Here is a 23,215-nt window from a genome sequence, read left to right on the forward strand (position 1 = left end):
ACCATGCGCGGCCATGTCGGGGACGCGCTGGATCGCCCCGGAGGAAGTACTGGCATGAGACGTTCTCGGCTGCTCTGTACGGTCGTGTCGGCCGTCGTCATCACCCTGGCCGGCTCCGGCATGAGCGCAGCCGCCCCCACCGGCAGCGGCGGCTCGGGTTCCGGCACCGGATCGGGGTCCGGCAGCGCGAGCGGCTCCGGCACCGGCAGCTCCGGCGGCGCGCCGACCACCGTTCAGGCACTGGGCCCGGACTTCTTCTGGGGCGTTTCGATGTCCGGCTTCCAATCCGAAGGCCATGCGCCGGACAGCAATTGGAGCCGCCACGCGAACTCGGGCAGCGCCCGCGACACCTACGGCGACTCGGTCGACTTCTACACCCGCTACGCCGAGGACATCGACCTGGCCGCGAGCCTGGGCGTGCGGGTGTACCGGCTCTCCATCGAATGGGCGCGGGTGCAGCCGCACGCCGGGGTGTGGAGCGAGTCGGATTTCGAGTTCTACGACCGGGTCGTGCAGCGCATTCGCGCCGCGGGGATGCGACCCATGCTGACCCTGGACCACTGGGTCATCCCGGGCTGGGCGGACGATCGCGGCGGCTGGAAGAACAAGAACATGGTGTCCGACTGGCTGGCCAACATGCGCCGGGTGGTGGATCGCTACGCGCCGCTGGACCCGCTGTGGGTCACCATCAACGAGCCCATGGGCTATGTCGTGCAGTCGATCCGGATCGGCGACATCGGACTGCTGGACGCGCTGCCCATGTTCGAACGACTCGTGCAGGCGCACAGCGAGATCTACGACTACATTCACGCGCGCCAGCCCGGCGCCCGGGTCACCAGCAACGTGGCGCAGTACCCCATCGTGCAGAACCTCACCGATCTGCTGTTCGTCGACCGGGTGCGCGACAAGCTCGACTACCTCGGCATCGACTTCTATTACGGTGCGTCCCTGTCGAATCCGCCGACACCGGCGCTCGTGGGCGACGAACTCTGGAAGAACGCCATCGAACCCGAGGGCATCTACTACGACCTGCGCAGCTACGCCGAGAAATTCCCCGGACTGCCGCTCTACGTGGTCGAGAACGGCATGCCGACCGACAACGGACTCCCCCGCGCCGACGGCTACGACCGCGGAGACCATCTGCGCGACACCGTGTATTGGATTCAGCGTGCCGAGGCGGACGGCATCGACGTCATCGGCTACAACTACTGGAGCCTGACCGACAACTACGAATGGGGCAGCTACGCACCGCGCTTCGGGCTGTACACGGTCGATGTGAAGACCGACCCCACACTCACCCGGCGGCCCACCACCGCGGTGCCGGCCCTGCGTGACATCACCGCGCGCGGCGGCGTGCCCGCCGACTACCGGCCGACCCGCGAGCCCGCCCTGTGCTCGATCGTGACGCCCGCCGGCAGCTGCCTGCGCCCGGTGTCCGTGCCGTAGCCGGGCGACCGGCTCGGGAGGACGCGCCGCCGACGGAGAGACGCTGGTGGCGCACCTGCGCCATCGGCGCAATGGCGCTGCGGCGCGATCACGACGCGCCCATACCGTCCGGAATCTTCCGCGACCCGGTTTTCGGCCGCCCGCGCACCCCGCGACGCGGGGGGCCCGCACCACCGCGCAACCCCCGACCTGCGCTGACATGCGAGATTCGTTTCGAGTGTTTCACTTCGCCGAAAACGGGTATACCCGCGCGGCGTCATACGCCCGAATGCGTGTGCACGCCGTCGAAAATCATTGCCTACCAGCGATATGCGGGTTAGCTGACACTGTTGCGGACACCTGCGCCACCGTTCACTTGTAGAGTCTCTTAGGTGACCAACACTTCCGGAGACGCGTATCCCCTCGGCGAAACGATGACCACCTCGGTCACCGTCCACGACGATGCGACCGTGCTCGCCGTGATCGGTGAAGTCGACCTGGCGACCGCACCCGCGCTCGAGAACGCGATCGAATCGATCCTGGGCGGCAAGCCGGGCGCCCTCATCATCGACCTGTCCGAGGTGAGCTTCCTGGCCTCCGCCGGCATGGCAGCGCTCGTGGCCGCACACCAGCGCGCCGGGGGCACCCGCATCGCCGTCGTCGCGGACGGGCCCGCCACCGGGCGTCAGCTGCGCATGACCAACCTCGATCAGGTCTTCGCCCTGCACTCGACACTGCCCGAGGCGCTCACGGCGCTGCAGCAGAACTGAGTGATTCCCGCCCGCGGCAGCGCGGTCACGAACACCCGAACGCAGAACGCCCCGGCCGTCACGTACGGCCGGGGCGTTGTCGTATCAGCGGCCGGCCGCGTCGAATGCACGGCCGGGATCGGTGATCAGTCGCAGATCGCGCGCAACTGCTCCACGAGCTTGACCCGATCGGCGGGGGTCGCCGCGAGCGGAACCACGTTGAGCGCGGTCACCCCGGCCTCGCGGAACGCGGCCACCCGCTCCTTCACGAAACCGGCCGAACCGATCAGGCAGACGTCGCGGACCAGGTCGTCCGGCACCACCTTGGCGGCCTCGTCCTTCTTGCCCTGCAGGTACAGCTCCTGGATGCGGTCCGCCTCGGCGCCGTAGCCGTACTTGGTGGCCAGGGTGTGATAGAAGTTCTTGCCCTTGGCGCCCATGCCGCCGATGTACAGCGCCAGGTGCGGCTTGACGAACTCGCGCAGCGGCTCCACGTTGTCGCCGATCGCCAGCGCCGGACCGGCGAAGACCTGCAGATCGCCGAGCTTCGGATCACGCTTGGCCAGACCGGCTTTCACCGACTCGCCCCAGATGTCGTCGGCCTTCTCCGGCAGGAAGAAGATCGGCTGCCAGCCCTGCGCGAGCTCGGCGGCCAGTTCGACATTCTTCGGGCCCAGCGCCGCGAGCAGCACCGGAATGTCCTCGCGCACGGGGTGATTGATGAGCTTGAGCGGCTTGCCCAGGCCGGTGCCCTTGTCCGCGGGCAGCGGGATCGTGTAGTACTTGCCGTCGTACTCGAGACGCTCACGCCGCCAGACCTTGCGGCAGATCTCGAGCGCCTCGCGGGTGCGGCCGATGGGGGCGTCGTAGGGCACGCCGTGGAAGCCCTCGATCACCTGCGGGCCCGAGGCGCCCAGGCCCAGGATGAAACGCCCGTCCGAGACGTAGTCCAGACCGGCCGCCGTCATGGCGGTCAGGGTGGGCGTGCGGGTGTACAGCTGCATGATGCCCGAGGCCAGCTCGACCCGTTCGGTCTTGCCGGCCAGGTAGCCGATCGCGCTCACCGCGTCGAACGAATACGCCTCCGGCACGAACACGATATCGAGGCCGGCCTTCTCGAGATCGGCCACCTCGGCGGCGATTTCCTTGAAGCCGTCGGTGTAATTGATCGACAATCCGATACGCATAGCCGGGACACTACTCACAGTGCGATTCCCGGTTCACATCGGCCGGGGCTGCCGGAGTCGGGGCCGCGGTCGCGAACCGGTACCGTGAGCGGCGACAACGTGCGTGTCTCGCGCGCGAAACACCCGCCATCCCAAGGGAGGTCATTCCTCATGACGCAGGACGCCACGCAGGCCGGCACCGGCTTCGGTGATTCGACATTGCAGGCCTACCTGGAGGACTTGGCCGCGAAGGTGCCCGCACCCGGCGGCGGCGCGGTCGCTGCCCTGCACGCCGCCCAGGGCGCCGCCCTGGTGGCCATGGTCGCGCGCTACACCACCCGCGCCAAGGACGCCGACAACCGCCCGGTCGTCGACCGCATCATCGCCGCCGCCGACACCGCCCGCGAACGCGCGCTCGCATTGGCCGACGCGGACGCCGCCGCCTTCACCGCGGTCGGAAACGCCTACAAGCTGGCGAAGGAGTCCGAGGCGGACAAGGCCAGCCGCGCCGAGGCCATCACCGCCGCGCTGCTCGAGGCCGCGCGCGTCCCGGCCGCGGTGGTCGCCGCCGCCGACGAGGTCGTCTCCCTGGCCGCCGAGCTGCTGCCGATCGGCAACCCCAACGTGGTCACCGACATCGGCGCGGCCGCCGACGCCGCCCGCGCCGCGGCGGCCAGCTCCCAGCTGAACATCGCGATCAACGTGGCCTCCCTGGACGGGGTCGCGGGCGCCGAGTTCGCGCCGGTGCTGAAGCAGATCGACGAGGTCATCGCCCGCGCGGACGCCCTGCACAACGACGTGGTCGCGGCCATCACGGGCTGAGGACTCACCCGTCCGTCACCGAGAGCCCCGTCCGGCCCGGACGGGGCTCTCGTGCGTTCGGGGCGGTCGGGTGCCGCGGCGGGCCGACCACGGCGGCCGGGACCCGCAGCGGCTGCCGGTCGGGCCGGGTGGCGAACCTTCGCGGATCGATACGGCCGGGTGTCCCCCGGCGCCGGGCGCGGCAGTGGCGTTGACACGGTGTGAATTCCGCGTGGCACGCGCGGGTCGCCACGCCGGGCACGGATGGGCGAAAAATCGGCACATTCGTACCGATACCCCTCGTCAGAGTGGGGAATCACTACTAGAGCAGCGGGTTTTCGTCCATCGTCCACGCCGATGCGTAGGTCACGAAGCGGGAACGTTTCCGTACGGCGAGGGCGAATCGGTCATAGGCTGAGCGTCCAGGACCACACCCCTGTGCGAAGGGATGGAACCATGCGGAACGCGATTCGTCTCATGTTCGTCGCAACCGTAGTGGCGGCGGCCGCCGCGTTCGGGTCCGGAGCCGCAGGGGCGGTGCTGATATCGGCACCCGATCTCCCGGCGGTGCAGGCGATTACGCCGGGGCCCGGTCAGATAGTGGGAATTGCCGCACCCGTGAACGTGCGGTTCGCCGAACCCGTGAAGGATCGCGCCCGCGCCGAGCGGGCAGTGAACATTCGCGCCGGCACCACCTTGGCGGGCAACTTCTCCTGGGTAGACGACCGACAGCTGCAATGGACGTCGGCCGGATACCTGCCCACCTCATCGCCGATCACGGTGTCGGTGGGGCGCCTGCACACCCAATTCGAAACCAACGGCGGCGTGAGCGCCGACGCCGACATGTCCGCGCACACCTTCACCGTCTTCATCGGCGGCGTCCCGGTGCGCACCATGCCCGCGTCCATGGGCAAGCCCGGCTGGGAGACCCCGGTCGGCACGTTCCCGGTGCTCGAGCGCTTCCGCTCGGTGACGTTCGACTCGCGCACCATCGGCATACCGCTCAATTCCGCCGAGGGGTACCTGATCGAGGGCGAGTTCGCCGAAAGGCTCACCTGGGGTGGCGTTTTCGTCCACTCCGCGCCCTGGTCGGTGGATTCACAGGGCTACGCCAACGTGAGCCACGGCTGTATCAACCTGGCGCCCGGTGACGCCGAGTGGTTCTACAACAACGTCGGCATCGGCGATCCGGTGACCGTGCACTGGTAAGGGGCGCACTCCGGAAGAGACAGCGACGGTGCGGGATTCGCGAGAATCCCGCACCGTTCGGCGTGTATGGGGCGGAGTGCGCGGCGTAGGGCCGCCGGGCGCGAACCGCCAGACTCAGGCGTTCGCGTTCTCCGCCGCCTGCACCACGTGGCGCATGAGCAGCGCGGTGGTGACCGGGCCGACGCCGCCCGGAACCGGGCTCAGCGCACCGGCTTTGCCGAGCACCGACTCCGCGTTCACATCACCGGTGATGTTGCCGTTCTCGTCCTCGTTGGTGCCCACGTCGATGACCGTCGCGCCCGCGCGCACGTGATCGGCGGTGATCAGGCCCGCGCGGCCGACCGCGGCGACCACGATGTCCGCGGCCGAGGTGATGGCGGGCAGGTCGCGGGTGCGCGAGTGGGCGACGGTGACCGTCGCGTTCTCGGCCAGCAGCAGCTGGGCGAGCGGCTTGCCGACCACGTTCGAGCGGCCGACGACCGCGACATGCGTTCCCTCCAGGGCGATTCCGTGGAACTTGGCCAGCTCCACCACGGCCTCGGAGGTGGCGGGCGGGAAGCCGGGCAGGCCGGAGGCGAGCAGGCCGAGCGAGAGCGGGCTGACCCCGTCCACGTCCTTGGCCGCGGCGATGGACAGGCTCACATCGTCCAGGCCCACGCCCTTGGGCAGCGGGGTCTGCAGCATGATCGCGTCCACCGCGGCGTCGGCGGAAAGTTCGGCGAGCTTGGCGCGGATTTCCTCGGCCGTGGCCTCGACACCGAGATCCACGTTCTCGCAGACGATTCCGTTGCGTTCGGCGGCGCGGTTGAGCGACTTCACGTACCAGGCGCTGGCCGGATCGTCATTGGCGATCACCAGGGCCAGGCGCGGAGCGGCTCCGGTCGCGGCGCGCGCGGCGGCGCGCTGTTTGGTGTCGGCGTTGATGGCGGCGGCGAGTTCCTTGCCGATGAGCGAAGTCGTGTCCACGGAACAACACCCTAACCCGCCCGCCGACACGGGCCGCACGCGCCTTTGGGGCGACTCGAGTTGATTTCCGCGCGCCTGCGCGCGTTGCCGGTAACAGGTCCGCTCAAACCTGCAATTTCTCTATGGCAAATCCCCGACAACGGCCCGCGCCAGCCGTATCGTGTCCCAATCGGAACCGAGCCACTATTCAGCAAAGGTACGAACCGCTCGGAAAGCATGCGTGACCGTCTCTCGGAAAGGTCGACAGCAGTGCAGATCGCCAGGCGTATCCCCACCCTGCTCGTAGCGGCGGCCGCCGCCCTGACCCTGTTCGCACCCGGCACCGCGTACGCGGATCCGGGGCACCTCTACAACTCGGCACAGGACAACTTCCTCGACGGTGACGACGCCGCGGGTCTGGCGGATCTGCGGCAGTTGCTCGCCGAATCCCCCGATGACGCGCACGCGCTGTCGCTGCAGGCCATCTGGTCGGACTACGCCGGGGATCTGATCACCCGCGAAGTCGCGCTGAACCGGCTGACCGCCATCGACCCGGAGCTGGCCGGGCGGACCCGCCACGTCTTCCACGCGATCGGCTCGGCCGTGGGCACGCTGCCCAATCCGATTCCGGCCATCGCCGGACCGGGCACCGGCATCGCGGTGCTGGGCTACGGGCTGCTGCCGGACGGCAGCATGCGCCCGGAACTGGTGAACCGCATGCAGGCCGCGTGGTTGCAGGCCATCGCCTCGCCGATGTCGCCGATCCTGGTGACCGGCGGCAACCCGCAGAACGGGATCACCGAGGCCGCCGCCATGGAGGGCTGGCTGATCGGGCGCGGCATTCCGGCGAGCCGGATCCTGACCGATCATCGGGCGGGCTCGACCGTGCAGAACGCGCTGTACGGTGCGGCGATGCTGCGTGAGGCGGGCGCGACCAGCGCCATCGTGGTGACCTCCCCCAACCACATTCGCCGCGCGGTGGCCGATTTCATCGTCGCCGGGATCCCGGTCGTCGGCGCGACCACCTCGCTCGAGCAGCTGGTCTCCCAGCTGCCCCCGCCCGCGCGCAGCAGCCAGCGCGGGATCTACCTCGATGTCACCCGGACGATGCGCCTGCCCTCCGAGCGCTGAGTCTTCGTCCCTCCCGCCGGGCCCGCGTCGATTCGACGCGGGCCCGGCGTCGATAATGACCCGGTGACCGCGCCCGACCTCGACACCCTGGTCCACCGCCTGCGCGCGGCCGGATGCGTCTTCGCCGAAGACGAGGCCGCGCTGCTCCTGGAAGCTGCCACCGACCCCGCCCACCTGGAAACCTTTGTCGCCCAACGCGTAGCGGGCTCGCCCCTCGAGCACCTGCTCGGCTGGGCCGAGTTCCGCGACCTGCGCGTAGCGGTCGGCCCCGAGGTGTTCGTGCCTCGGCAGCGCACGGCGTTCCTGGTGGAGGAAGCGGTGGCGCTGGCTCGGGAACTGGTCGAGAAATGGGATCGGGAGACTCCCCCCGACAGTATCGATCCCGTCGTCGTCGATATGTGCTGCGGCAGTGGCGCGTTGGGCCTGTCGCTGGCGGTCGATCTCGCCGCGCACGGTATCCGAGCGCAGCTGACCGCTTCCGACATAGAGCCCCACGCCGTCGACTACGCCCGCCGAAATCTCGCCCCGTACGACTTCCCCGTCTACCGAGGCGACCTGTTCGAGCCCCTGCCCGCCGCCTTGGCGGGCCACATCCATATCCTCCTGGCCAACACCCCCTACGTCCCCTCCGCCGAGATCGCGACCATGCCTCCCGAGGCCCGCGACCACGAGCCTCGCGTAACCCTCGACGGCGGCCCCGACGGCCTGGACCTGCTGCGCCGCATCGCCGTGCAGGCCCCCCGCTGGCTGGCCCCCGGCGGCCACCTCCTGGTCGAGGAGTCCGAGGCCCAGGCCGAGCCCGCCGCCGCGATCATGCACGCCGCCGGCCTGACCGCCCGCGTCGCCGAGGACGAGGAGCGCGGCGCGACCGTCGTAATCGGCACCCGCCCGGCCTGATCAGCGGGGCAGGCGGGGAGGTAGCTTGGGATGGTGGGTATTCGCGGGGTTCTCTTCGACGTCGACGACACGCTGATCGACTACTCGGCCACGGCTCGGGTGGGGATCCTGCGGCACCTGCGGGCCGAGGGGTTGCTCGAGCGGTTCGACTCCGAGGACGCGGCGGTCGCGCTGTGGCGCGAGCTCGAGGAGCAGGAGTATCCGCGATTCCTGGCCGGGGAGCTCACCTTTCACGGGCAGCAGCTGCTGCGGACCGAGCGCTTCCTGGCGCGCATCGGGGCGGAGATCGACGACCACGCGGGCTGGTTCGCGGGATACGCGGCGCGGCGCGACACCAACTGGGTGGCGTTCGCGGAGGTCGCGGCCGCGCTCACCACTTTGGGCGAGCGCAGCGCGCTCGGGGTGATCTCGAACTCCTCGCGCGCGCATCAGCTGGGCAAGCTGCGGGCCGTGGGATTGCACGGGCACTTCGGGGACGCGGTGCTGTGCTCGGCCGAATTCGGTTCGGCCAAGCCGGAATCGGCGATATTCCTGGCGGGCGCCGAGATGCTCGGGCTGCCGCCGGAGCAGGTGGCCTACGTCGGCGACCGGTATGACACCGACGGCATCGGCGCGCGGGACGCGGGCCTGCGCGCGTTCTGGCTCGACCGCACGGGCACGGGAGTGTCAGGGGACGGCATCACCGTCATCCACTCGCTGACCGAACTGGCTGCCGCCGAGGGTTTCGGCCTGCTCACCGCCTGACCGTCGGCGTGCACGCGAACGCCGACGGCCCGTCCCCGGCGCTCACCGGGGGCGGGCCGTCGCGTCGAATCCCTACTTGCGGCCGGTGAATTCGTCCATCGAGTGGTAGACACCGACCGTGTTGAGGTAGAAGTCGCGCACCTTGAGCGGCAGCAGGCCGGAGATCGCGCGGTTCATGCGCGAGGTCCACGGCATGACCACCAGCGCCGACCCCTTCTTCATCTCCTCCCACGAGGTGTCCACCACGTGGTCCTGCTCGAGGATCGGGGTGAACCAGAATCCCTTGGCGCCGTCGAACATTCCCGTGTTGATGTACGTCGGGCACACCGTGGTGAACTTGACGTGTGTCTTGCCGGCCTGCTCGAGCTCGATGCGCACCGAATCCGACCAACCCAGCGCCGCCCACTTGGACGCCGCGTACACGCTCATGCGCGGATTGGACACCAGAGCCGCCGACGACGCGATGTTCAGTACGCGCGCCTCACCGGTACCCGCCACCATGGCGGGCAGGAACTCGAGCGTGATGTACATGGGGGCAAGGGAATTGATCGCCATCGTCTTGTCGATGTCGGCGCGATTCTCGGTTTCCCAGAAGTAGCTGTTGCCGCGCACGATGCCAGCGTTGTTCACCAGCACGTCGATGTCGCCGACCTCGCCGCGCACCGCCGCACCCGCCTCGGCGATGGCGTCACGGTCGGATACGTCGACCACGTAGCTGTGAATTCGACTGCCGCCCAGGGCCGTCAACTCGGCGACGGTCGCCTTGAGCGCCACCTCGTTGATGTCCCACAGCACCACATCGGCGGCCCGCTCGCGCACCGCGTGCTCGGCGAAGGACTTGCCCAGCCCCATCGCGGCGCCGGTGACCAAAACCTTCTTGCCCGCTACGTTCTTCATGCCCTGCCGCTCCCCTGTCTGAAATTCTCGCCGGATTACTTCTGCCGCAAGCTCTTCATGACACCCAGGTAGAGTGTCATGGTCTTGGCCCACAGCTGCTCGGACATACCGGGCAGCGGCGCGATCGGCAGCACGCGCTGCACCGCGATGGTCTGGGTGTCGATGTACTTGAGCAGCCCCTCGGGACCGTGCCGGCGGCCGGTGCCCGAGATGCCCAGCCCGCCCGACGGGGCGGCGATCGAGCCCCAAGCCGCGATGAAGCCCTCGTTGACGTTCACCGAACCGGCGTTGATGCGCGCGGCGACGGCGCGGCCGTGCTCGGTGTCGCGGCTCCACACGCTGGCGTTGAGCCCGTACGGGGTGTCGTTGGCCTGGGTGACGGCGTCGTCGTCGCTGGCGACCTTGTAGATCGACACGACCGGGCCGAAGGTCTCCTCGCGGTAGACGGTCATGCCTTCGCGCACATCGGCGAGGATCGTGGGCTCGTAGAAGTACGGACCCAGGTCCGGGCGGGCCTTGCCGCCCGCGAGCACGGTCGCGCCCTTGGCGACGGCGTCGTCGACGTGCGCGCTGACGGTGTCGATCTGGCGCGGGAAGGTGAGCGAGCCGATCTCGTAGCCGAAGTCCAGGGCCTTACCGAGTTCGAGTTTCTTCGTGTTGGCGACGAACTCGCTGACGAATCGGTCGTACACGGCGGCGTGCACGTAGATGCGCTCGATCGACTCGCACAGCTGCCCGGCCGAGGCGAAGCAGGCGCGGACCGCGATCTTGGCGGCGGCCGAGACGTCGGCGTCGCCCAGGACCAGCAGCGGATTCTTGCCGCCCAGTTCCAGGGAGTAGCCGATGAGCCGCTCGCCCGCCTGCTGGGCGATGGTGCGGCCGGTGGCGCTGGAGCCGGTGTAGTCGACGTAGTCGGCGCGGGCGATGACCTCGGGGCCGAGGGTGGCGCCGCGGCCCAGGACCGCCTGCCACAGCCCCCTGGGCAGACCGGCGCGCTCGGCGATGTCGATGGCCCAGAGCAGAGTCAGCGCGGTCTGGTTGTCGGGGCGGCCGACGACGGCGTTGCCGGCGAGCAACGCGGGCAGCGCGTCGGAGGCGCCGAGGGCCAGCGGGTAGTTCCACGGCGAGATGACCGCGACGACGCCCTTGGGCCGGTTGCGCACCTCGACCTGGGTCAGCACCGGCATGACGCCGCGCGGCTTGCGGTGCGCCAGAATGCGTTTGCCCTCGGCGGCGTAGTAGCGGGTGTTGACCGCCACGTCGGAGACCTCGTCGAAGGCGTGCACGCGGGACTTGCCGGTCTCGGTCTGCACGATGTCCAGGATGGTGTCCTGTTCGGCCAGCACCAGATCGTGTACGCGGCGCAGCACGGCCACGCGCTCCTCGATCGGGGTCCGGGCCCACTCGGCCTGTACGCGGCGCGCGGTCGCGAACGCGGTTTCCACGTCGGCGACCGAGGACTGCGGCAGGTCGGCGATCTTGCGGCCGGTGGCCGGTGCGAAGACCTCGACCGCGGGCGCGCCGCCGGCGACGGCGTGGCCGAGCAGTCGCTGGACCAGGTCGAACGGCAGCGCATCGGCGGTGGCGAGCTGCGGGGCAGTCGTCATTGGTCGCCCTCTCTAGGCGTGTGGCGGGCAACGGCCCGCTATTTTCTGAACACCAATGTTAGGTGAACACTAGTGTTAGATTAATAGCTGTGACGCACCCCATGTCAAGCCTCGCGCCGATCACGCGCCCCTCTGGTACGGGTACGCGCCCGTGACCGCCGCCTCGCCCACCCGGCGCGGCCGCCCGCCGCAGACCGAGGAGCAGGCCGACCAGGTCCGCGCCCGGATCATCCTGGCCACCGCCGAGGTCTTCGCCCGGCACGGTTCGCGCGGGCTGAGCGTGGCCCGCATCATCGAGGCCGCGGGCCTGGCCCGCCCGACCTTCTATCGCTATTTCGCCAACGCGGTGGAACCGCTGCACGCGGTGCTCACGGTCTCGAACGAGGATCTGGTCGGCGGCATCCGCTCGGCTCTGGAACGCACCGAGGTTCCGGTCGAGCTGGGCATCAACATGATCGAGGCGTATCTCTACTGGGCCGGCGGCCACGGCCCGATGCTGTCGCCCCTGTTCGCCGAGCTCTACGATCCCGGCTCCCCCGTCTCGAGCTACCGCGAGTCCGCCCTGGAAGATATCCGGGCCCTGGTCCGAGCCAAGTTCACCGACCTCGGCCGCCCGGTCCCGTCCCCCCTGGACCTGGACACCGCCCTGCACACCTGCGAGTACGTGGTCTACCGGATCTCCGCGACCGGCGAACCCTCCCCCGAGACGATCGCCGCCGCCCGCCTGACGATGATCCGCAGCGTCCTGGTGACCCTCGGCCGCCGCGAGGACGTCGAGTACGCCCTGACGATCCCCACCCTCTTCGCCGACTGAAACATAAGCCGAAATGCAGGTAATGCTTGAAGCATTACCTCTATGCTTGCAGGCATGGCCGAGAACAAGACCACGATCACAACCCGCCCCGCCACCCGTGACGAGCTACAGACCTTGGCCAAGCCCAACGAGTCCCTCGACGCGGTGATCTCCCGGCTCATCAGCCATTACAAGTCGACCCAGACCCGCAATCGACTCGCGTGGGAGAACCGCATCGCACGCGATCGCACCGATACGCGCGCGGTGGCCTGGGCGGAAAGGCAGGCGGACATGCTGGTCGATCGGCTCGCGCAGCGCCGGGAGGCACACGAGTGAGCGTCGGCTACATTCTCGATGACACGGTCATTTCCGCTTACGCCCACGGTGATTCGAACGTTTCCAACCTGATCGCGGTCCTGGACAGCCGTGAAGTACGCGTCGCGGTACCGATCCTGGCCCTCGCCACCGGTTTGGTCGGGCTCTCCGAAGATCAACGCGCACAGGTCAACGGCGCGATCGACAACCTCGATTCGATTCAGGTGACAGCGCTCGCCACCACCGACGACGCCAGCGAACTCGCCGATGTCCAGGCGGCGGCGAGCGAACCGATCGACATCTCGGCCGCGCACACCGTCGCGGTCGCCCTCTACCTCGACTGGGAGATCATCACCACCGATCGCTCCCGTTGGGCGGACGCGGAACGCAATCTGCCGTTCCGGATCAACATCGTCGAGTTCGCCGACGACTGACCGTCGGAACCCCCGACGGGCGTGAGTGATTCAGCTGGCGCGGTGGATGGGGTGTACGCGGGAGAGGGCGCGTTTCGCCTCGGCGAGGGAGATCATCTGATTCTCGTCGTCGAGGTCGGACACGGCGGCCTCGGCCCATTCGCGCAGGAGGGTCGAGACGCCTATCCGGCGTTCCTCGGCGAGTTGTTTGAGGCGGCCGTGCAGGGCCAGGGGGAGGCGGATCGACGTCGTGACCATGATGTCGTCGTCCGGCTGCAGGCGCGGGGGAACCCGGTCGGCCGGGACCGGGTCGTCACTGAAGACGAGGCGATCCAGGAATGCGGTCGTCTCCTCCGGGGTGTTCGGGAAGTTCTCGCTCATCACCGGCTCTCCTTCTCCCACTGTTCGAAGGCTTTCAGCTCATCGTCGTGCATTTCGCGGGCGCCGACAATCATCCACGTCCACTGGTCGGTCTGCCTGGTCACGATGATCAGCGGTCGCCCGCTCGCCGCGCGCCCCCAAATGCTGAGCACCTCGACATGTCCATCGTGCGCCGTGCGCGGCCACCGCCGCGCGGCGGCCAGGACCTGGCGTACTTCCTGGGGATCGATGCCGATCAGGTGTGCCAGCGCCCAATCAGCCCAATCAAACCCCATTCCGCCATACTACGCATGTATTACGCCAGGTGACACCGCATACCGGCGATGGAGGCACCGTACGAACGGCCGGCAACGACGGGCGGTGGTTACGCGGGCGGCGGGCAGGCGGGTTGCTGGGGCAGATTCGACAGGCGCTGCTGTGTCCACCCGAGCAGATCCGGAATCAGCGGCGAGTCTGCGGCGACCACACCGACGTGATCGCGGCCCGGGTAGGTGCGATAGTCCAGATTCCAGCCGTCGACGCATCGCGTTGTGGCATAGAGGGATTGCACACCGGGGTCGACGAGGGTGTCGGCCGCGCCCTGTGCCAGCAGAATCGGAACGGTGAGCGCACCCGCCGGAATGTTCTCGCGCAGACGGACTCCCAGCGGACCGGTCAGCGGGTCGGTGGCGAAGATCGGGCGGTCCTTCTCCAGCGACAACGCCGACAGCACCGAGACGAGCACACCGGGTTCGGCGAGGCAGCGCTCGCTCATCTGCCGCACGAGGGTCCGCGCGGCCGGGTCGATGTACGCGTCGAACCGCACGTCGGGATAGTGCGCGGTGTAGGCCGCCACCACGTAGGAGGCGAACACGCTGCCCCCGGTGATCTCGGGCAGGCGCGAGACCAGGCCGACCGCGTCACTGGCCGGAGCCAGTGCGGCGACGCCGATCACCCCGGCGTCCGGTGCGTAGCCGGGCGCGAGCAGGCCCGCCCAAAGCGCGGCGTGGCCGCCCTGCGAATGGCCCCACACCACGGTGCGGTCGGCCAGCCGAGTCTCGGTGAGCTGACGGGCCGCCCGGACCGCGTCCAGCACCGAACGGCCTTCGCCCTGACCGATCAGGTAGGGGTGTGAGCCCTCGGTGCCGAGCCCGATGTAGTCCGTGGCGACCAGGGCCCAGCCGGATTCGATGATCTGCTCCAGCGCGGGCAGCGCGCCCGACTCGAACGGATGCGTGGCGAGACTCGGTGCGCAGGGTCGCGCGTAGCCGGTGGTGCCGTGCGCCCAGGCGATCACCGGAAACGCTTCGGCGGCTTCACGTTCCGGTACCACCACGATGCCGCTCGACAGCGCGGGCCGCCCGGTGTCCAGGGTGGTGGTGTACAGGATGCGCCAGGCGCGAGCGGCGCCGGGAACGTCGCGGGTGAAGGACTCGGCCCGCAGCAGTGTTCCGGCGGCGGCGGGGATTTCCGCCGGCGCGGTGTAGAAGGCATCGACCCGCGGTGTGCCCGCACGCAGGTGCGCACTGGTGACCGCGGCCGCCACGGCGACCACCAGCGCGGTCGCGGCGGCCACCACCCGGCCGGTCGCGCCCCAGCGCGCTCGACGCCCGGATGCCTCGGAAGTCGTTGTGCGGCTGCCGGTTACCGCCGCCCACACCATCGAGACGCCGAAGCCGACGGTCCGGATGCCGAACAGCACGGCGACGATCAGCAGTGTGACATCGGGCCATCGCAGCGCCACGACACCCAGGACGATCTCGGCGACGCCGAGCAGCAGCGCGGTCAACCGCACCGAGGTGGCGCCGTGGCGGGCGCGCAGCAGGCGCAGCACACCGCCGACGACCAGGGCGATCGCGACGATCGGCGCGATCAGCTCGATCGCCACGCCGCAGGCGACGAGAATCAGCACACCCAGGGCAACCCAGGCCAGGGCCAGAATCGCGTCCCAGGCCGAGTGTTCGCGGTTGCCGAGTACCTCGCCGATGCCGGTGACGAGGGCGCCGCAGGCGATCAGCAGCGCCAGCACGGTCAACGACGTCAGCGGGCGCACCACCAGAATCGCGCCGACGAGCACCGCGATCACGCCCAGCAGCAGCCCCGCCCAGCGCGGCAACCCGGACAGGAAAGCAGTGATCGCCCCGGACCGACCGGCCAGACCGCCGCGCGTCATACCCGCACCCAGCACATTTCCAGCATCGGGAAATACTGGCATACACCGCCGTCGGGGCCGGGATACTCGCGAACCGTGTCCCGCGACCCGTTCAGAGGGCGGCGAAGTGCGCGGTCAGCAGGGTGATGAAGTCCAGAATGTGCGGGCGGTCCTCGTCGGGGCGGACCCCGGCGAACCAGGGCCGGATGTCGCCGCGCGCACCCATGCGCACGGGAACGACATCCCCACGCTGCACGAAAGGCGTTGCGACCCATGAAGGTATGACGCCTACGCCCTCGCCGTTGGCGACGAGTTCGATGAGCAGTTCGGTCACCATGGGCACGATCGTCACCTCGGCCGGGCGCGCGCCGGGCGGCAGCGGTAGCGGGGCGGGATGGGGACGGGACTGGTCGTAGCTGTCGTGCAGGATCAGGGTCTCGCCGGTGAAATCCCGTGCGGTCAGGTACTTGCGGGCCGCCCAGCGGTGATCGGGCGGCACGACCACGACCATCTCGTCGTCCATCAGGTGCGTCAGGCGCACGTGCGCGGCGCTCGGGCCGAGCTTGGTGACGATGGCGACATCGATGCGCTGGGTGAGCAGCGCGTCGAGCGGATCGTCGTCGGCGATGTCGCGAATGCGGACCGAGGCGTCCGGGCGCCCGACGCGCAGCTCGCGCATGAGCGGGGTGAGCCAGGAGAACGTGGTCGCGCACTGGGTGGCCAGGCGGACGTGCCGGTCGCCGTACCGGGCGACCTGGCGCACCTCCCGTTCGGCGGCCGAGAGATCGGCGAGAATTCGAGATGCCCTCGGCAGCAGGCCTTTTCCGGCGAGATTCGGCACCAGCCTGCGCCCGACACGGTCGAAGAGCGCGGTGCCGAGCCGCTCCTCCATTTTCAGCAGGCGCTGACTCAGCGCGGGCTGGCTCACGAAGAGCCGATCGGCGGCCTGCGCCAGCGTGCCGCCGGTGGCCAGCGCGTCGAGCAGTTCCAGGTCGCGGACATCCAGATCCATAAGCTCAGCTTAGCGTTGGGCACAGTATTGCGTCTTGGACTTATATACCGAGCGCGGGCGATCCTCGATAGCGAAGCCGGTCCAGCGGGACCTGCGAGACGAAAGAGGTCGATATGACGAGGGATTCACGTACCGCTATCGTCACCGGCGGATCGAGCGGTATCGGCTACGCGGTGGCGGGGGCCCTGGTCGCGCGCGGTGACAACGTGGTGATCGGCGGTCGCGACAAGGACAAGCTGCGAGCCGCGGTCGAGCGGCTGGACGGCGGCGCGCGCACCCGGGCCGTCGTCGGCGACATCGGCGATCCGGCGACCGGCCCGGCGCTGGTCGAGGCCGCGGTCGAGGCGTTCGGGTCGGTCGACATCCTGGTGAACAACGCCGGGACCTTCGGCGCCACACCGCTTCTGGACGTGCGGCTCGAGGAGCTCGACGGCTTTCTCGACGGCAACCTGCGCGGCACGTATCTGGTCACCCAGGCCGTCGCCCGGCAGCTGGTCGAGCAGGGGCGCGGGGGCGCCATCGTCAACATCACCACGGTGCTGCTCTCGCACGCCCTCGGCGGGCTGCCCGCCAGTGCCGCGCTCGCGTCCAAGGGCGGGGTGCGGGCGCTGACCGTGGCGCTGTCGGCGGAGTTGGCGCAGTACGGCATTCGGGTCAACGAGGTCGCGCCCGGCATCGTGCGCACGCCGCTGCACGCGGCCAACGGGTCCGAGGATCTGGCCGCGCTCGCGGTCCTGAACCGGATCGCCGAGGCCGAGGAGATCGCGTCGTCGGTCCTGCACCTCACCGACGCCGAGTTCGCGACCGGCGTGCGCATCAATTCCGACGGCGGCTACGTCACCGCCCGTCGGTGATCACTCTCTTCTCGAAAGGAAACGACATGCCGTACGTCAATGTGAAGGTCACCCGCGAGGGCGTGACAGGCCCGCAGAAGGCCGAGATCATCCGGCGGATGACCGATGTGCTGGTGGACGTGCTCGACAAGGACCCGAACACCACCTTCGTGGTGATCGACGAGGTGGCGCTGGAGGATTGGGGCGTGGGCGGGCTGCCGGTGGCGGACTACCGCGCGGCTCGGGCGACGCCGCGCTGATCGCCGGGCCCGCCGAACCCGCAGCGGGAAACCGACATTCGGCGCGGCCCACACCGGCTACGAAGATCGACGACACCGATCGTCAAGGCGCTGCGAAACATACCGCCCGTTGATATGGTCGCGCCCATGTCGGCCACGCGCGATAGCAGTCCGGAGCTCGCGACGCCGGCCGACCTGGGCGTGGACGATGACGAGCGACCCGCACGGGTGCTGTCCGGGCGGGCGGCGGCGTTCGTGTCCGCGTGCGCGCTGGCGATCGCGGTGTTCGCGCTGCGGCAGGTGTTCCGGCCGCTGCCGCAGGGCAGTCAGTACTACCTGGTCATCTTCCTGGCGTGCACGCTGCCGCTGGTCTTCCTGAGCTATCGGTCGGGGTGGCGGCTGCGGGCGCTCGACCGCGAAGACGGTCCGGCGCCGCTGGATTGGGCGCTGGCGGCGCTGGCGCTGCTGGTGTGCCTGTACCCGGTGCTGCCGGTGCGGATCGGCTCGGGCGGCGGCGGGTACGACGCGTTCCTGGACCGGCAGGGTCTGCTGGATCCGGTCGATGTCGGCATGGGCGCGGTGGTGCTGCTGCTGGTGCTCGAGGCCTGCCGGCGCACGACGGGCTGGGTGCTGCCGGTGGTGTGCGCGCTGTTCCTGGCGTACGGGTACTACGGCGGGCTGCTGCCCCAGCACTGGTCCGTCGCGCACGCCGGACTGGATTTCGCGCAGATCGTGGACGCGCTCTACAACTCCGCGAGCGGTTTCTACGGCACCCCGCTGGATGTGGCGGCGAGCTACATCGTGTTGTTCACGATCTACGGCGCCGTGCTCGAATTCTCCGGTGCGGCACGCTTTTTCGTCGACCTGTCGGTCGCGGCGTTCCGGCGCTCGAACAGCGCGGCCGGGCGGACGGCGGTGACCTCGGGGTTCCTGCTGGGCACGGTGTCGGGGTCGGGGACCGCTACGGCCGTGAGTACCGGCGCGGTGACGTGGCCGATTCTCCGGCGCGCCGGGTACGCCCCGGAACAGGCGGGCGGGATGCTCGCCGCGGCGGGGGTCGGCGCGATCCTGTCCCCGCCGACGCTGGGGGTCGCGGCGTTCATCGTGGCGGAGTACCTGGAAGTTTCGTATCTCACCGTGCTGGTGTGGGCGACGATTCCGACGATCCTGTACTACCTGGGCATTCTGCTCGCGGTGGAGATCGACGCGCGGCGGTTCCACGCCCGGTCCGGGGTGGTCGCGCCGCCCACGGAGGCGCGGATGTCGGCGTGGAAGCTGCTGGGGCGCTTCGGGTATCACTTCCTGTCGCTGATCGCGATCATGGGTTTGCTGCTGGCCGGGATCAGCGCGACGCGGGCGGTCGCCTACGCCACCGCGCTCGCCTTCGTCCTGGCGATCGCCGATCGGGCTGCGCGGCGGCGTGATTCGGGTGCGACGGTGCCGGGAACGGTGACCGATCGGGCGGCTCCGGGCGGGGAAGCGGCGGGCCCGCCGCGCGCCGACGCCGCGGATGATTCGGCGCGCGAGCCCGATCCGGTCGTGCATCACGGGACACCCGAGGCTGCGGGACGCTCGACCGCTCGTGACTTCGTGATCGGCGCGCTGACGGCGCTGTCCCGCGGTATTCGCGCGGCCCTGCCCGTCGTCGCGGTGTGCGCGGCGGCGGGCGTCATCACCTCCATGACCACCAAGACCGGGTTGGGCGCGCAGCTCGCGGCGGTGCTGGTGCGGGCGGCGTCGGCGGTGTCGGACAACGCGACCGTCGTGCTGACGTGCACGGTTCTGCTGGCGGCGGTGGCGCTCGCGCTGCTGGGTCTCGCCATTCCGGTGACGGCCTCGTTCGTGATCGGCTGGGTGATCATCGGCCCGGCGCTGCTCGCGCTGGGGGTGTCGCCGCCCGCGACCGCCATGTTCGTCTTCTACTACTCGGTGCTCTCCGAGGTCACCCCGCCGACGGCGCTGGCGGCGGTGGGCGCGGCCGCGGTGACGGGCGGGCGGACCATGCCGACGATGTGGCAGACGCTGCGCTACGCCCTGCCCGCGTTCCTGGTGCCGCTGGTGTTCGTGCTCACCGGGTCCGGTGAGCGGTTGCTGGGTCGGGGGCCGATCCTGGAGATCATCGCGACGGGTCTGATGGTCGCGGTCGGGGTGGCGGCGCTGGCCATGGCGACGGGCGGCTGGATCTTCGGCGCGGGCGCGGCGGGCAGACCGGCGCGGGCGCTGGCGGCCGCGGCGGGCGTGGTGCTGCTGTATCCGAACGTGGTCAGTCTCGGCATCGGGCTCGCGCTGCTCGCGGTGGCCTGGCTGCTCACCCGTATGACCCGGCGCGACCGGGAATCAACTCCGGCGGAAGCGGTTCCGCCACAGGCAGAACTCGAGGGCACACCATGACGAGGTTCGGAACGATCGCCGTGGCGGCGGTGCTGGCGGCGGCCGCGCTCACCGGGTGCGGTGGGCGTCAGGACGCGCCGCAGGCCGATACCGGGGGCGCGGTGACGTGCGAGGTCGGTCAGGACACCCGGGTCGGCATCGCGACCGGCAACGCGACCGGGGTGTATTTCGCGCTCGGAAACGCTTACGCGCAACAGATTTCCGAGGCCACCGGCGGCAAGGTCAAGGCCACCGCCGCCGAGACCGGCGCCTCGGTGCAGAACATTCAGCAGCTGGTGTCGGGGAACTATCAGGTGGCGTTCTCGCTCGCGGACAGCGCCGCCGACGCGGTGCTGGGCACGGGCGGCTTCACCGACAAGCAACCGGTGCGCGCTCTTTCGCGCATCTACACCAACTACACCCAGGTGATCGTGCGCGCGGACTCCGGCATCGCGTCCGTCGCCGACATGCGCGGCAAGCGCGTGTCGACCGGTTCTCCGAAGTCCGGCACCGAGGTCATCGCCCAGCGCCTGCTGACCGCCGCCGGCCTGAATCCCGAGTCCGATGTCGCGGCCCAGCGCCTGGATCTGGCCAAGACGATCGACGGTCTGAAGGACGGCTCGATCGACGCCATGTTCTGGTCCGGCGGCCTGCCGACCCCCGGCATCACCGACCTGTTCACGACCGCGAAGGACAAGGTCCGCTTCCTGGACATAGCGAGCCTGCTCGACCCGATGCGCACGGTGAACCCCGTCTACGAGGCAGGCACGATCCCCGCCGCCACCTATTCCCTCCCCGCAGAGGTGCAAACGATCGTCGTCCCGAATCTCCTGCTGGTCCGGTCCGACCTCGACGCGAACCTCGCCTGCGCCCTGACGAATGTCCTGTTCGATCGCAAACCCCAACTGGAACAGGCGAATCCGGCCGCGAAAGGCATAGACCGCGCCGCCGCCCGGAACACCGCCCCCGTCGAGCTCCACCGCGGCGCGGACCACGCACTGAAGTAGTCCTGTCCGTTCGGCCCGGAAACACGCTGTCGCACAGCACCGGTCGGCGCGGTCGAGCCTCCGACCGCGCCGGGTTCACCAGTCGTCCTGGTAGCTCAGGTGGACGACGACGGTGTCGTTCTCGCGGATCACCAGGTACGAGCAGGCGACCACGCGGTCGAGTGCGCGGCCCTGTTCGCGGCACCCTGCGGTCCAGGCGGCACGGGCGCCACGGAACGGCGACGTCGCGGGGACGAAGGTCCAGCCGGCGGTGGCTTCCAGGTGGCGGAGGACGCGCTCGGCGGTCCGGTCCGGGGTGCCGTTCTCTGCCTCGATGACGAAGTCGCGGTCACAGCTGCTGTCGGAACTGCGGGCGGTACAGCCCAGGTCGAAGGTCTCCCGGACCGACAGGCCCGCCGGGAGTGGCTCGAGCGCGTCCTCCTCCGGAATCCACGACATGCGCCCGTACATGCCCACCACCGTCACCGAGGTCAGCAGGATCAGCCCGCACAGCACGACGTACCCCGCGTTGAGCAGCCACCCGAGCGCCATCCGCCCGTGCGCCGACCGCGGTGGCGGCGGAGCCCGGAAGATGTCCACCACCGGGCCGATCACCACCACGAACATGGTGATCCCGGTCAGCACCGCCAGCGAGGTGAGCTGATACTCCCGTCCCACCCACCCGTTCCACATGACGAGTTGCCCCGCCGCCACGATCCCCAGCACACACAGCCCGCCGATCCGCCCGCGCCAGCTCCGGGCGATCAACGCCCAGCTCACCAACGGGGCCAGCCACAGAATCGCGTAAAGCACGGTTGCGACGGTAGTGGACCCGACATCGCCGGGTGAATGCCTTTCTGCCGCAGTCGGTTATCGGCAGTAGGAATGCATCTTCACAGAGGAGCGCGGAGTGCGCGGCGACGGTGCGCTCAGGAAAGGCCCGTACAACAACGCAACTCACGTCCGCCTCGCATGTGCCAGCACGAGTCGAACGACCTCCTCCGGAGAGTGCGCCTCAATACCCGACTCGACCGGTCTGCCGTCCCGATCGCTGATCCGCCAGCCGCCGATCGTGATCACCGGAACAGCGCCACGACGGTTGGCCAGCGCGAGTTCCGAGAGGGTGCCCCAGCTTCCCCCGACGACGATGACCACGTCGGCGGAGTTCACCAGAATGGCGTTCCGTGCCTCGCCCATCCCGGTGTAGAGCACGGCCGACAGCCCGTCACACACGTTGTCCGGGTCCAGGTCGGGCCGCACTCCGACCACCAATCCACCCGCCCCCGAAGCTCCTTCGGCCACGGCCGCCATGACTCCCCGCCCACCGCCGCACAAAACGGTGACACCGTGGCGGGCCAGAAGCCGTCCGATCTCGCGAGCGTTCTCGGCATCAGCCGTTGTGCATTCCCTCGGACCACACACAGCCACCTGAGTCGCAACCACAGTGCCCACCTATCGTGAAAGAACGGACTGCTTCCCCGAACCTACCGATTCATCTCCGCGCCTCGATCCGATCGTAAACGTTCCCGCACAACGGGATTCGTCACCATCAGGCTAGTCTCGTAGGCGATTCCACAGCGCGACAGAGAGACGAGCAGTGAAACGGGAAAAGTCCGAGAGCCACGAGATGGGTCTGCGACGGCTGAATCGCTACAGCGCCGCCTTCGACTGGTTGGTCGAGTGTATGGACACCGGGCATTACCTCGAGGCTGTAGCCGTGCTCGATTCTCTGCTGGGAGACCGCTTGGCCAGCCGCCTGAGCTACGTCGCGCAGGAGGAGCCCGACAGCTGCAAGAGCGCGGTGGGCCCCCTGTGCCGAGCCTTGGAGCACCAGCAGAACGACCCGTCGAACGAACGCGCTCGATCCGCACCGCAGTTCTTGCCCGTCATCCTGGAAATCAAGGCGTGGGCCGGCGACCGGAACGTGGCGATGCACCAGACAGCGAAGATCTTTCGAAACGGCGACTCTCCAGCAGCATTCGACGACGTGCGTGCCCTTCACGAGGACACGGCGCGCAGGGGCATCGAACTGTTGCGACGGTTCGATGAGATCGACACCGAAGTCCGGGCCGCTCGAGGGCGGGTGCCCGGGACGTACCCGTACGCGTTCTTTCCCGAGCTTCGCGGCGGCAGTGCGTTGGCGCGTTGACATCCTGACTCGGTGCCGCCGC

General features: G+C 69.4%; 25 protein-coding genes. 15 read left to right on the forward strand and 10 right to left on the reverse strand.

Annotated elements, in window-relative coordinates:
• The first annotated feature begins 54 nt into the window (after positions 1 to 54).
• Together ACWDOP_RS11995 and ACWDOP_RS12000 are read left to right on the forward strand one after the other, a co-directional pair.
• A complete protein-coding gene (locus ACWDOP_RS11995) occupies positions 55 to 1,446 on the forward strand; it encodes a family 1 glycosylhydrolase (RefSeq protein ID WP_456345062.1) in 1,392 nt (463 codons plus the stop codon).
• 413 nt (positions 1,447 to 1,859) lie between these two features.
• A complete protein-coding gene (locus ACWDOP_RS12000; RefSeq protein ID WP_454205680.1) occupies positions 1,860 to 2,195 on the forward strand; it encodes an STAS domain-containing protein in 336 nt (111 codons plus the stop codon).
• 125 nt (positions 2,196 to 2,320) lie between these two features.
• Here the strand turns inward: ACWDOP_RS12000 and ACWDOP_RS12005 are convergent, their stop codons facing one another.
• Positions 2,321 to 3,361 carry an LLM class F420-dependent oxidoreductase gene (locus ACWDOP_RS12005; RefSeq protein WP_456345063.1) on the reverse strand — a complete coding sequence of 347 codons (1,041 nt, stop codon included), beginning with the start codon at positions 3,359 to 3,361 and terminating at the stop codon, positions 2,321 to 2,323.
• 150 nt (positions 3,362 to 3,511) lie between these two features.
• On the opposite strand from ACWDOP_RS12005, the gene ACWDOP_RS12010 reads away from it, so the two are divergent.
• Positions 3,512 to 4,162, forward strand: coding sequence for a cyclodeaminase/cyclohydrolase family protein (locus ACWDOP_RS12010; RefSeq protein WP_456345064.1), 651 nt, complete (start codon positions 3,512 to 3,514; stop codon positions 4,160 to 4,162).
• Between the two features lie 435 nt (positions 4,163 to 4,597).
• On the forward strand, positions 4,598 to 5,350 hold the full coding sequence (locus ACWDOP_RS12015) for a L,D-transpeptidase (RefSeq protein WP_456345065.1): 753 nt from the start codon (positions 4,598 to 4,600) through the stop codon (positions 5,348 to 5,350).
• 114 nt (positions 5,351 to 5,464) lie between these two features.
• Here ACWDOP_RS12015 and ACWDOP_RS12020 read toward each other — a convergent pair whose 3' ends face one another.
• On the reverse strand, positions 5,465 to 6,316 hold the full coding sequence (locus tag ACWDOP_RS12020) for a bifunctional 5,10-methylenetetrahydrofolate dehydrogenase/5,10-methenyltetrahydrofolate cyclohydrolase (protein ID WP_456345066.1): 852 nt from the start codon (positions 6,314 to 6,316) through the stop codon (positions 5,465 to 5,467).
• A 249-nt stretch (positions 6,317 to 6,565) separates the two neighbouring features.
• Between ACWDOP_RS12020 and ACWDOP_RS12025 the strand changes: the two genes are divergently transcribed.
• From ACWDOP_RS12025 to ACWDOP_RS12035, 3 genes are all read left to right on the forward strand, one after another.
• On the forward strand, positions 6,566 to 7,426 hold the full coding sequence (locus ACWDOP_RS12025) for an ElyC/SanA/YdcF family protein (RefSeq protein ID WP_454205560.1): 861 nt from the start codon (positions 6,566 to 6,568) through the stop codon (positions 7,424 to 7,426).
• Positions 7,427 to 7,489: 63 nt separating this feature from the next.
• The gene (locus tag ACWDOP_RS12030) at positions 7,490 to 8,323 is read left to right on the forward strand and encodes a putative protein N(5)-glutamine methyltransferase (protein WP_456345067.1); all 834 of its coding nucleotides are present in this window, start codon (positions 7,490 to 7,492) and stop codon (positions 8,321 to 8,323) included.
• Between the two features lie 30 nt (positions 8,324 to 8,353).
• The gene (locus ACWDOP_RS12035) at positions 8,354 to 9,067 is read left to right on the forward strand and encodes an HAD family hydrolase (RefSeq protein ID WP_456345068.1); all 714 of its coding nucleotides are present in this window, start codon (positions 8,354 to 8,356) and stop codon (positions 9,065 to 9,067) included.
• A gap of 72 nt (positions 9,068 to 9,139) precedes the next feature.
• On the opposite strand, the gene ACWDOP_RS12040 is transcribed toward ACWDOP_RS12035, so the two are convergent.
• Both ACWDOP_RS12040 and ACWDOP_RS12045 read right to left on the reverse strand, forming a co-directional pair.
• Positions 9,140 to 9,964, reverse strand: a complete 825-nt coding sequence (locus ACWDOP_RS12040) for an SDR family NAD(P)-dependent oxidoreductase (RefSeq protein WP_454205557.1) — start codon at positions 9,962 to 9,964, stop codon at positions 9,140 to 9,142.
• A 35-nt stretch (positions 9,965 to 9,999) separates the two neighbouring features.
• Entirely contained in the window at positions 10,000 to 11,571 is a 1,572-nt protein-coding gene (locus tag ACWDOP_RS12045; protein ID WP_456345069.1) for a succinic semialdehyde dehydrogenase, read from the reverse strand.
• Positions 11,572 to 11,722: 151 nt separating this feature from the next.
• On the opposite strand from ACWDOP_RS12045, the gene ACWDOP_RS12050 reads away from it, so the two are divergent.
• Genes ACWDOP_RS12050 through ACWDOP_RS12060 form a run of 3 tightly spaced genes read left to right on the forward strand, consistent with a single transcriptional unit; the run spans position 11,723 to position 13,113 of the window.
• On the forward strand, positions 11,723 to 12,385 hold the full coding sequence (locus tag ACWDOP_RS12050) for a TetR/AcrR family transcriptional regulator (RefSeq protein WP_456345070.1): 663 nt from the start codon (positions 11,723 to 11,725) through the stop codon (positions 12,383 to 12,385).
• Between the two features lie 54 nt (positions 12,386 to 12,439).
• A complete protein-coding gene (locus ACWDOP_RS12055; protein WP_454205554.1) occupies positions 12,440 to 12,700 on the forward strand; it encodes a hypothetical protein in 261 nt (86 codons plus the stop codon).
• Positions 12,697 to 13,113, forward strand: a complete 417-nt coding sequence (locus ACWDOP_RS12060) for a hypothetical protein (RefSeq protein WP_456345071.1) — start codon at positions 12,697 to 12,699, stop codon at positions 13,111 to 13,113. The genes ACWDOP_RS12055 and ACWDOP_RS12060 overlap by 4 nt, the downstream gene beginning before the upstream one ends.
• A 30-nt stretch (positions 13,114 to 13,143) precedes the next feature.
• On the opposite strand, the gene ACWDOP_RS12065 is transcribed toward ACWDOP_RS12060, so the two are convergent.
• The 4 genes from ACWDOP_RS12065 to ACWDOP_RS12080 form a co-directional block, all read right to left on the reverse strand.
• Positions 13,144 to 13,473 carry a hypothetical protein gene (locus ACWDOP_RS12065; protein WP_454205552.1) on the reverse strand — a complete coding sequence of 110 codons (330 nt, stop codon included), beginning with the start codon at positions 13,471 to 13,473 and terminating at the stop codon, positions 13,144 to 13,146.
• Entirely contained in the window at positions 13,473 to 13,748 is a 276-nt protein-coding gene (locus ACWDOP_RS12070) for a hypothetical protein (protein WP_454205551.1), read from the reverse strand. Before ACWDOP_RS12070 ends, ACWDOP_RS12065 begins: the two co-directional genes overlap by 1 nt.
• Before the next feature lie 89 nt (positions 13,749 to 13,837).
• Positions 13,838 to 15,625, reverse strand: a complete 1,788-nt coding sequence (locus ACWDOP_RS12075; protein ID WP_456345072.1) for a lipase family protein — start codon at positions 15,623 to 15,625, stop codon at positions 13,838 to 13,840.
• Positions 15,626 to 15,716: 91 nt separating this feature from the next.
• Positions 15,717 to 16,616, reverse strand: coding sequence for a LysR family transcriptional regulator (locus tag ACWDOP_RS12080; protein ID WP_456345073.1), 900 nt, complete (start codon positions 16,614 to 16,616; stop codon positions 15,717 to 15,719).
• 113 nt (positions 16,617 to 16,729) lie between these two features.
• Here ACWDOP_RS12080 and ACWDOP_RS12085 point away from each other — a divergent pair, with 113 nt between their 5' ends.
• The 4 genes from ACWDOP_RS12085 (at position 16,730) to ACWDOP_RS12100 (ending at position 21,065) form a co-directional block, all read left to right on the forward strand.
• Positions 16,730 to 17,470 carry an SDR family NAD(P)-dependent oxidoreductase gene (locus ACWDOP_RS12085; RefSeq protein WP_456345074.1) on the forward strand — a complete coding sequence of 247 codons (741 nt, stop codon included), beginning with the start codon at positions 16,730 to 16,732 and terminating at the stop codon, positions 17,468 to 17,470.
• A 26-nt stretch (positions 17,471 to 17,496) separates the two neighbouring features.
• The gene (locus ACWDOP_RS12090) at positions 17,497 to 17,709 is read left to right on the forward strand and encodes a tautomerase family protein (protein ID WP_456345075.1); all 213 of its coding nucleotides are present in this window, start codon (positions 17,497 to 17,499) and stop codon (positions 17,707 to 17,709) included.
• Positions 17,710 to 17,835: 126 nt separating this feature from the next.
• Positions 17,836 to 20,079, forward strand: a complete 2,244-nt coding sequence (locus ACWDOP_RS12095) for a TRAP transporter permease (protein WP_456345076.1) — start codon at positions 17,836 to 17,838, stop codon at positions 20,077 to 20,079.
• The gene (locus ACWDOP_RS12100; RefSeq protein WP_456345077.1) at positions 20,076 to 21,065 is read left to right on the forward strand and encodes a TAXI family TRAP transporter solute-binding subunit; all 990 of its coding nucleotides are present in this window, start codon (positions 20,076 to 20,078) and stop codon (positions 21,063 to 21,065) included. Before ACWDOP_RS12095 ends, ACWDOP_RS12100 begins: the two co-directional genes overlap by 4 nt.
• Before the next feature lie 75 nt (positions 21,066 to 21,140).
• Here ACWDOP_RS12100 and ACWDOP_RS12105 read toward each other — a convergent pair whose 3' ends face one another.
• Both ACWDOP_RS12105 and ACWDOP_RS12110 read right to left on the reverse strand, forming a co-directional pair.
• Positions 21,141 to 21,857 (reverse strand): hypothetical protein, encoded by a 717-nt coding sequence (locus tag ACWDOP_RS12105; RefSeq protein WP_456345078.1) that lies wholly within the window; start codon positions 21,855 to 21,857, stop codon positions 21,141 to 21,143.
• 144 nt (positions 21,858 to 22,001) lie between these two features.
• A complete protein-coding gene (locus ACWDOP_RS12110; protein WP_456345079.1) occupies positions 22,002 to 22,496 on the reverse strand; it encodes an SLOG cluster 4 domain-containing protein in 495 nt (164 codons plus the stop codon).
• A gap of 145 nt (positions 22,497 to 22,641) precedes the next feature.
• Between ACWDOP_RS12110 and ACWDOP_RS12115 the strand changes: the two genes are divergently transcribed.
• Positions 22,642 to 23,193 carry a hypothetical protein gene (locus tag ACWDOP_RS12115; protein ID WP_456345080.1) on the forward strand — a complete coding sequence of 184 codons (552 nt, stop codon included), beginning with the start codon at positions 22,642 to 22,644 and terminating at the stop codon, positions 23,191 to 23,193.
• Positions 23,194 to 23,215: the final 22 nt, after the last annotated feature.

The organism is Nocardia sp. NPDC003693 (assembly GCF_053981095.1).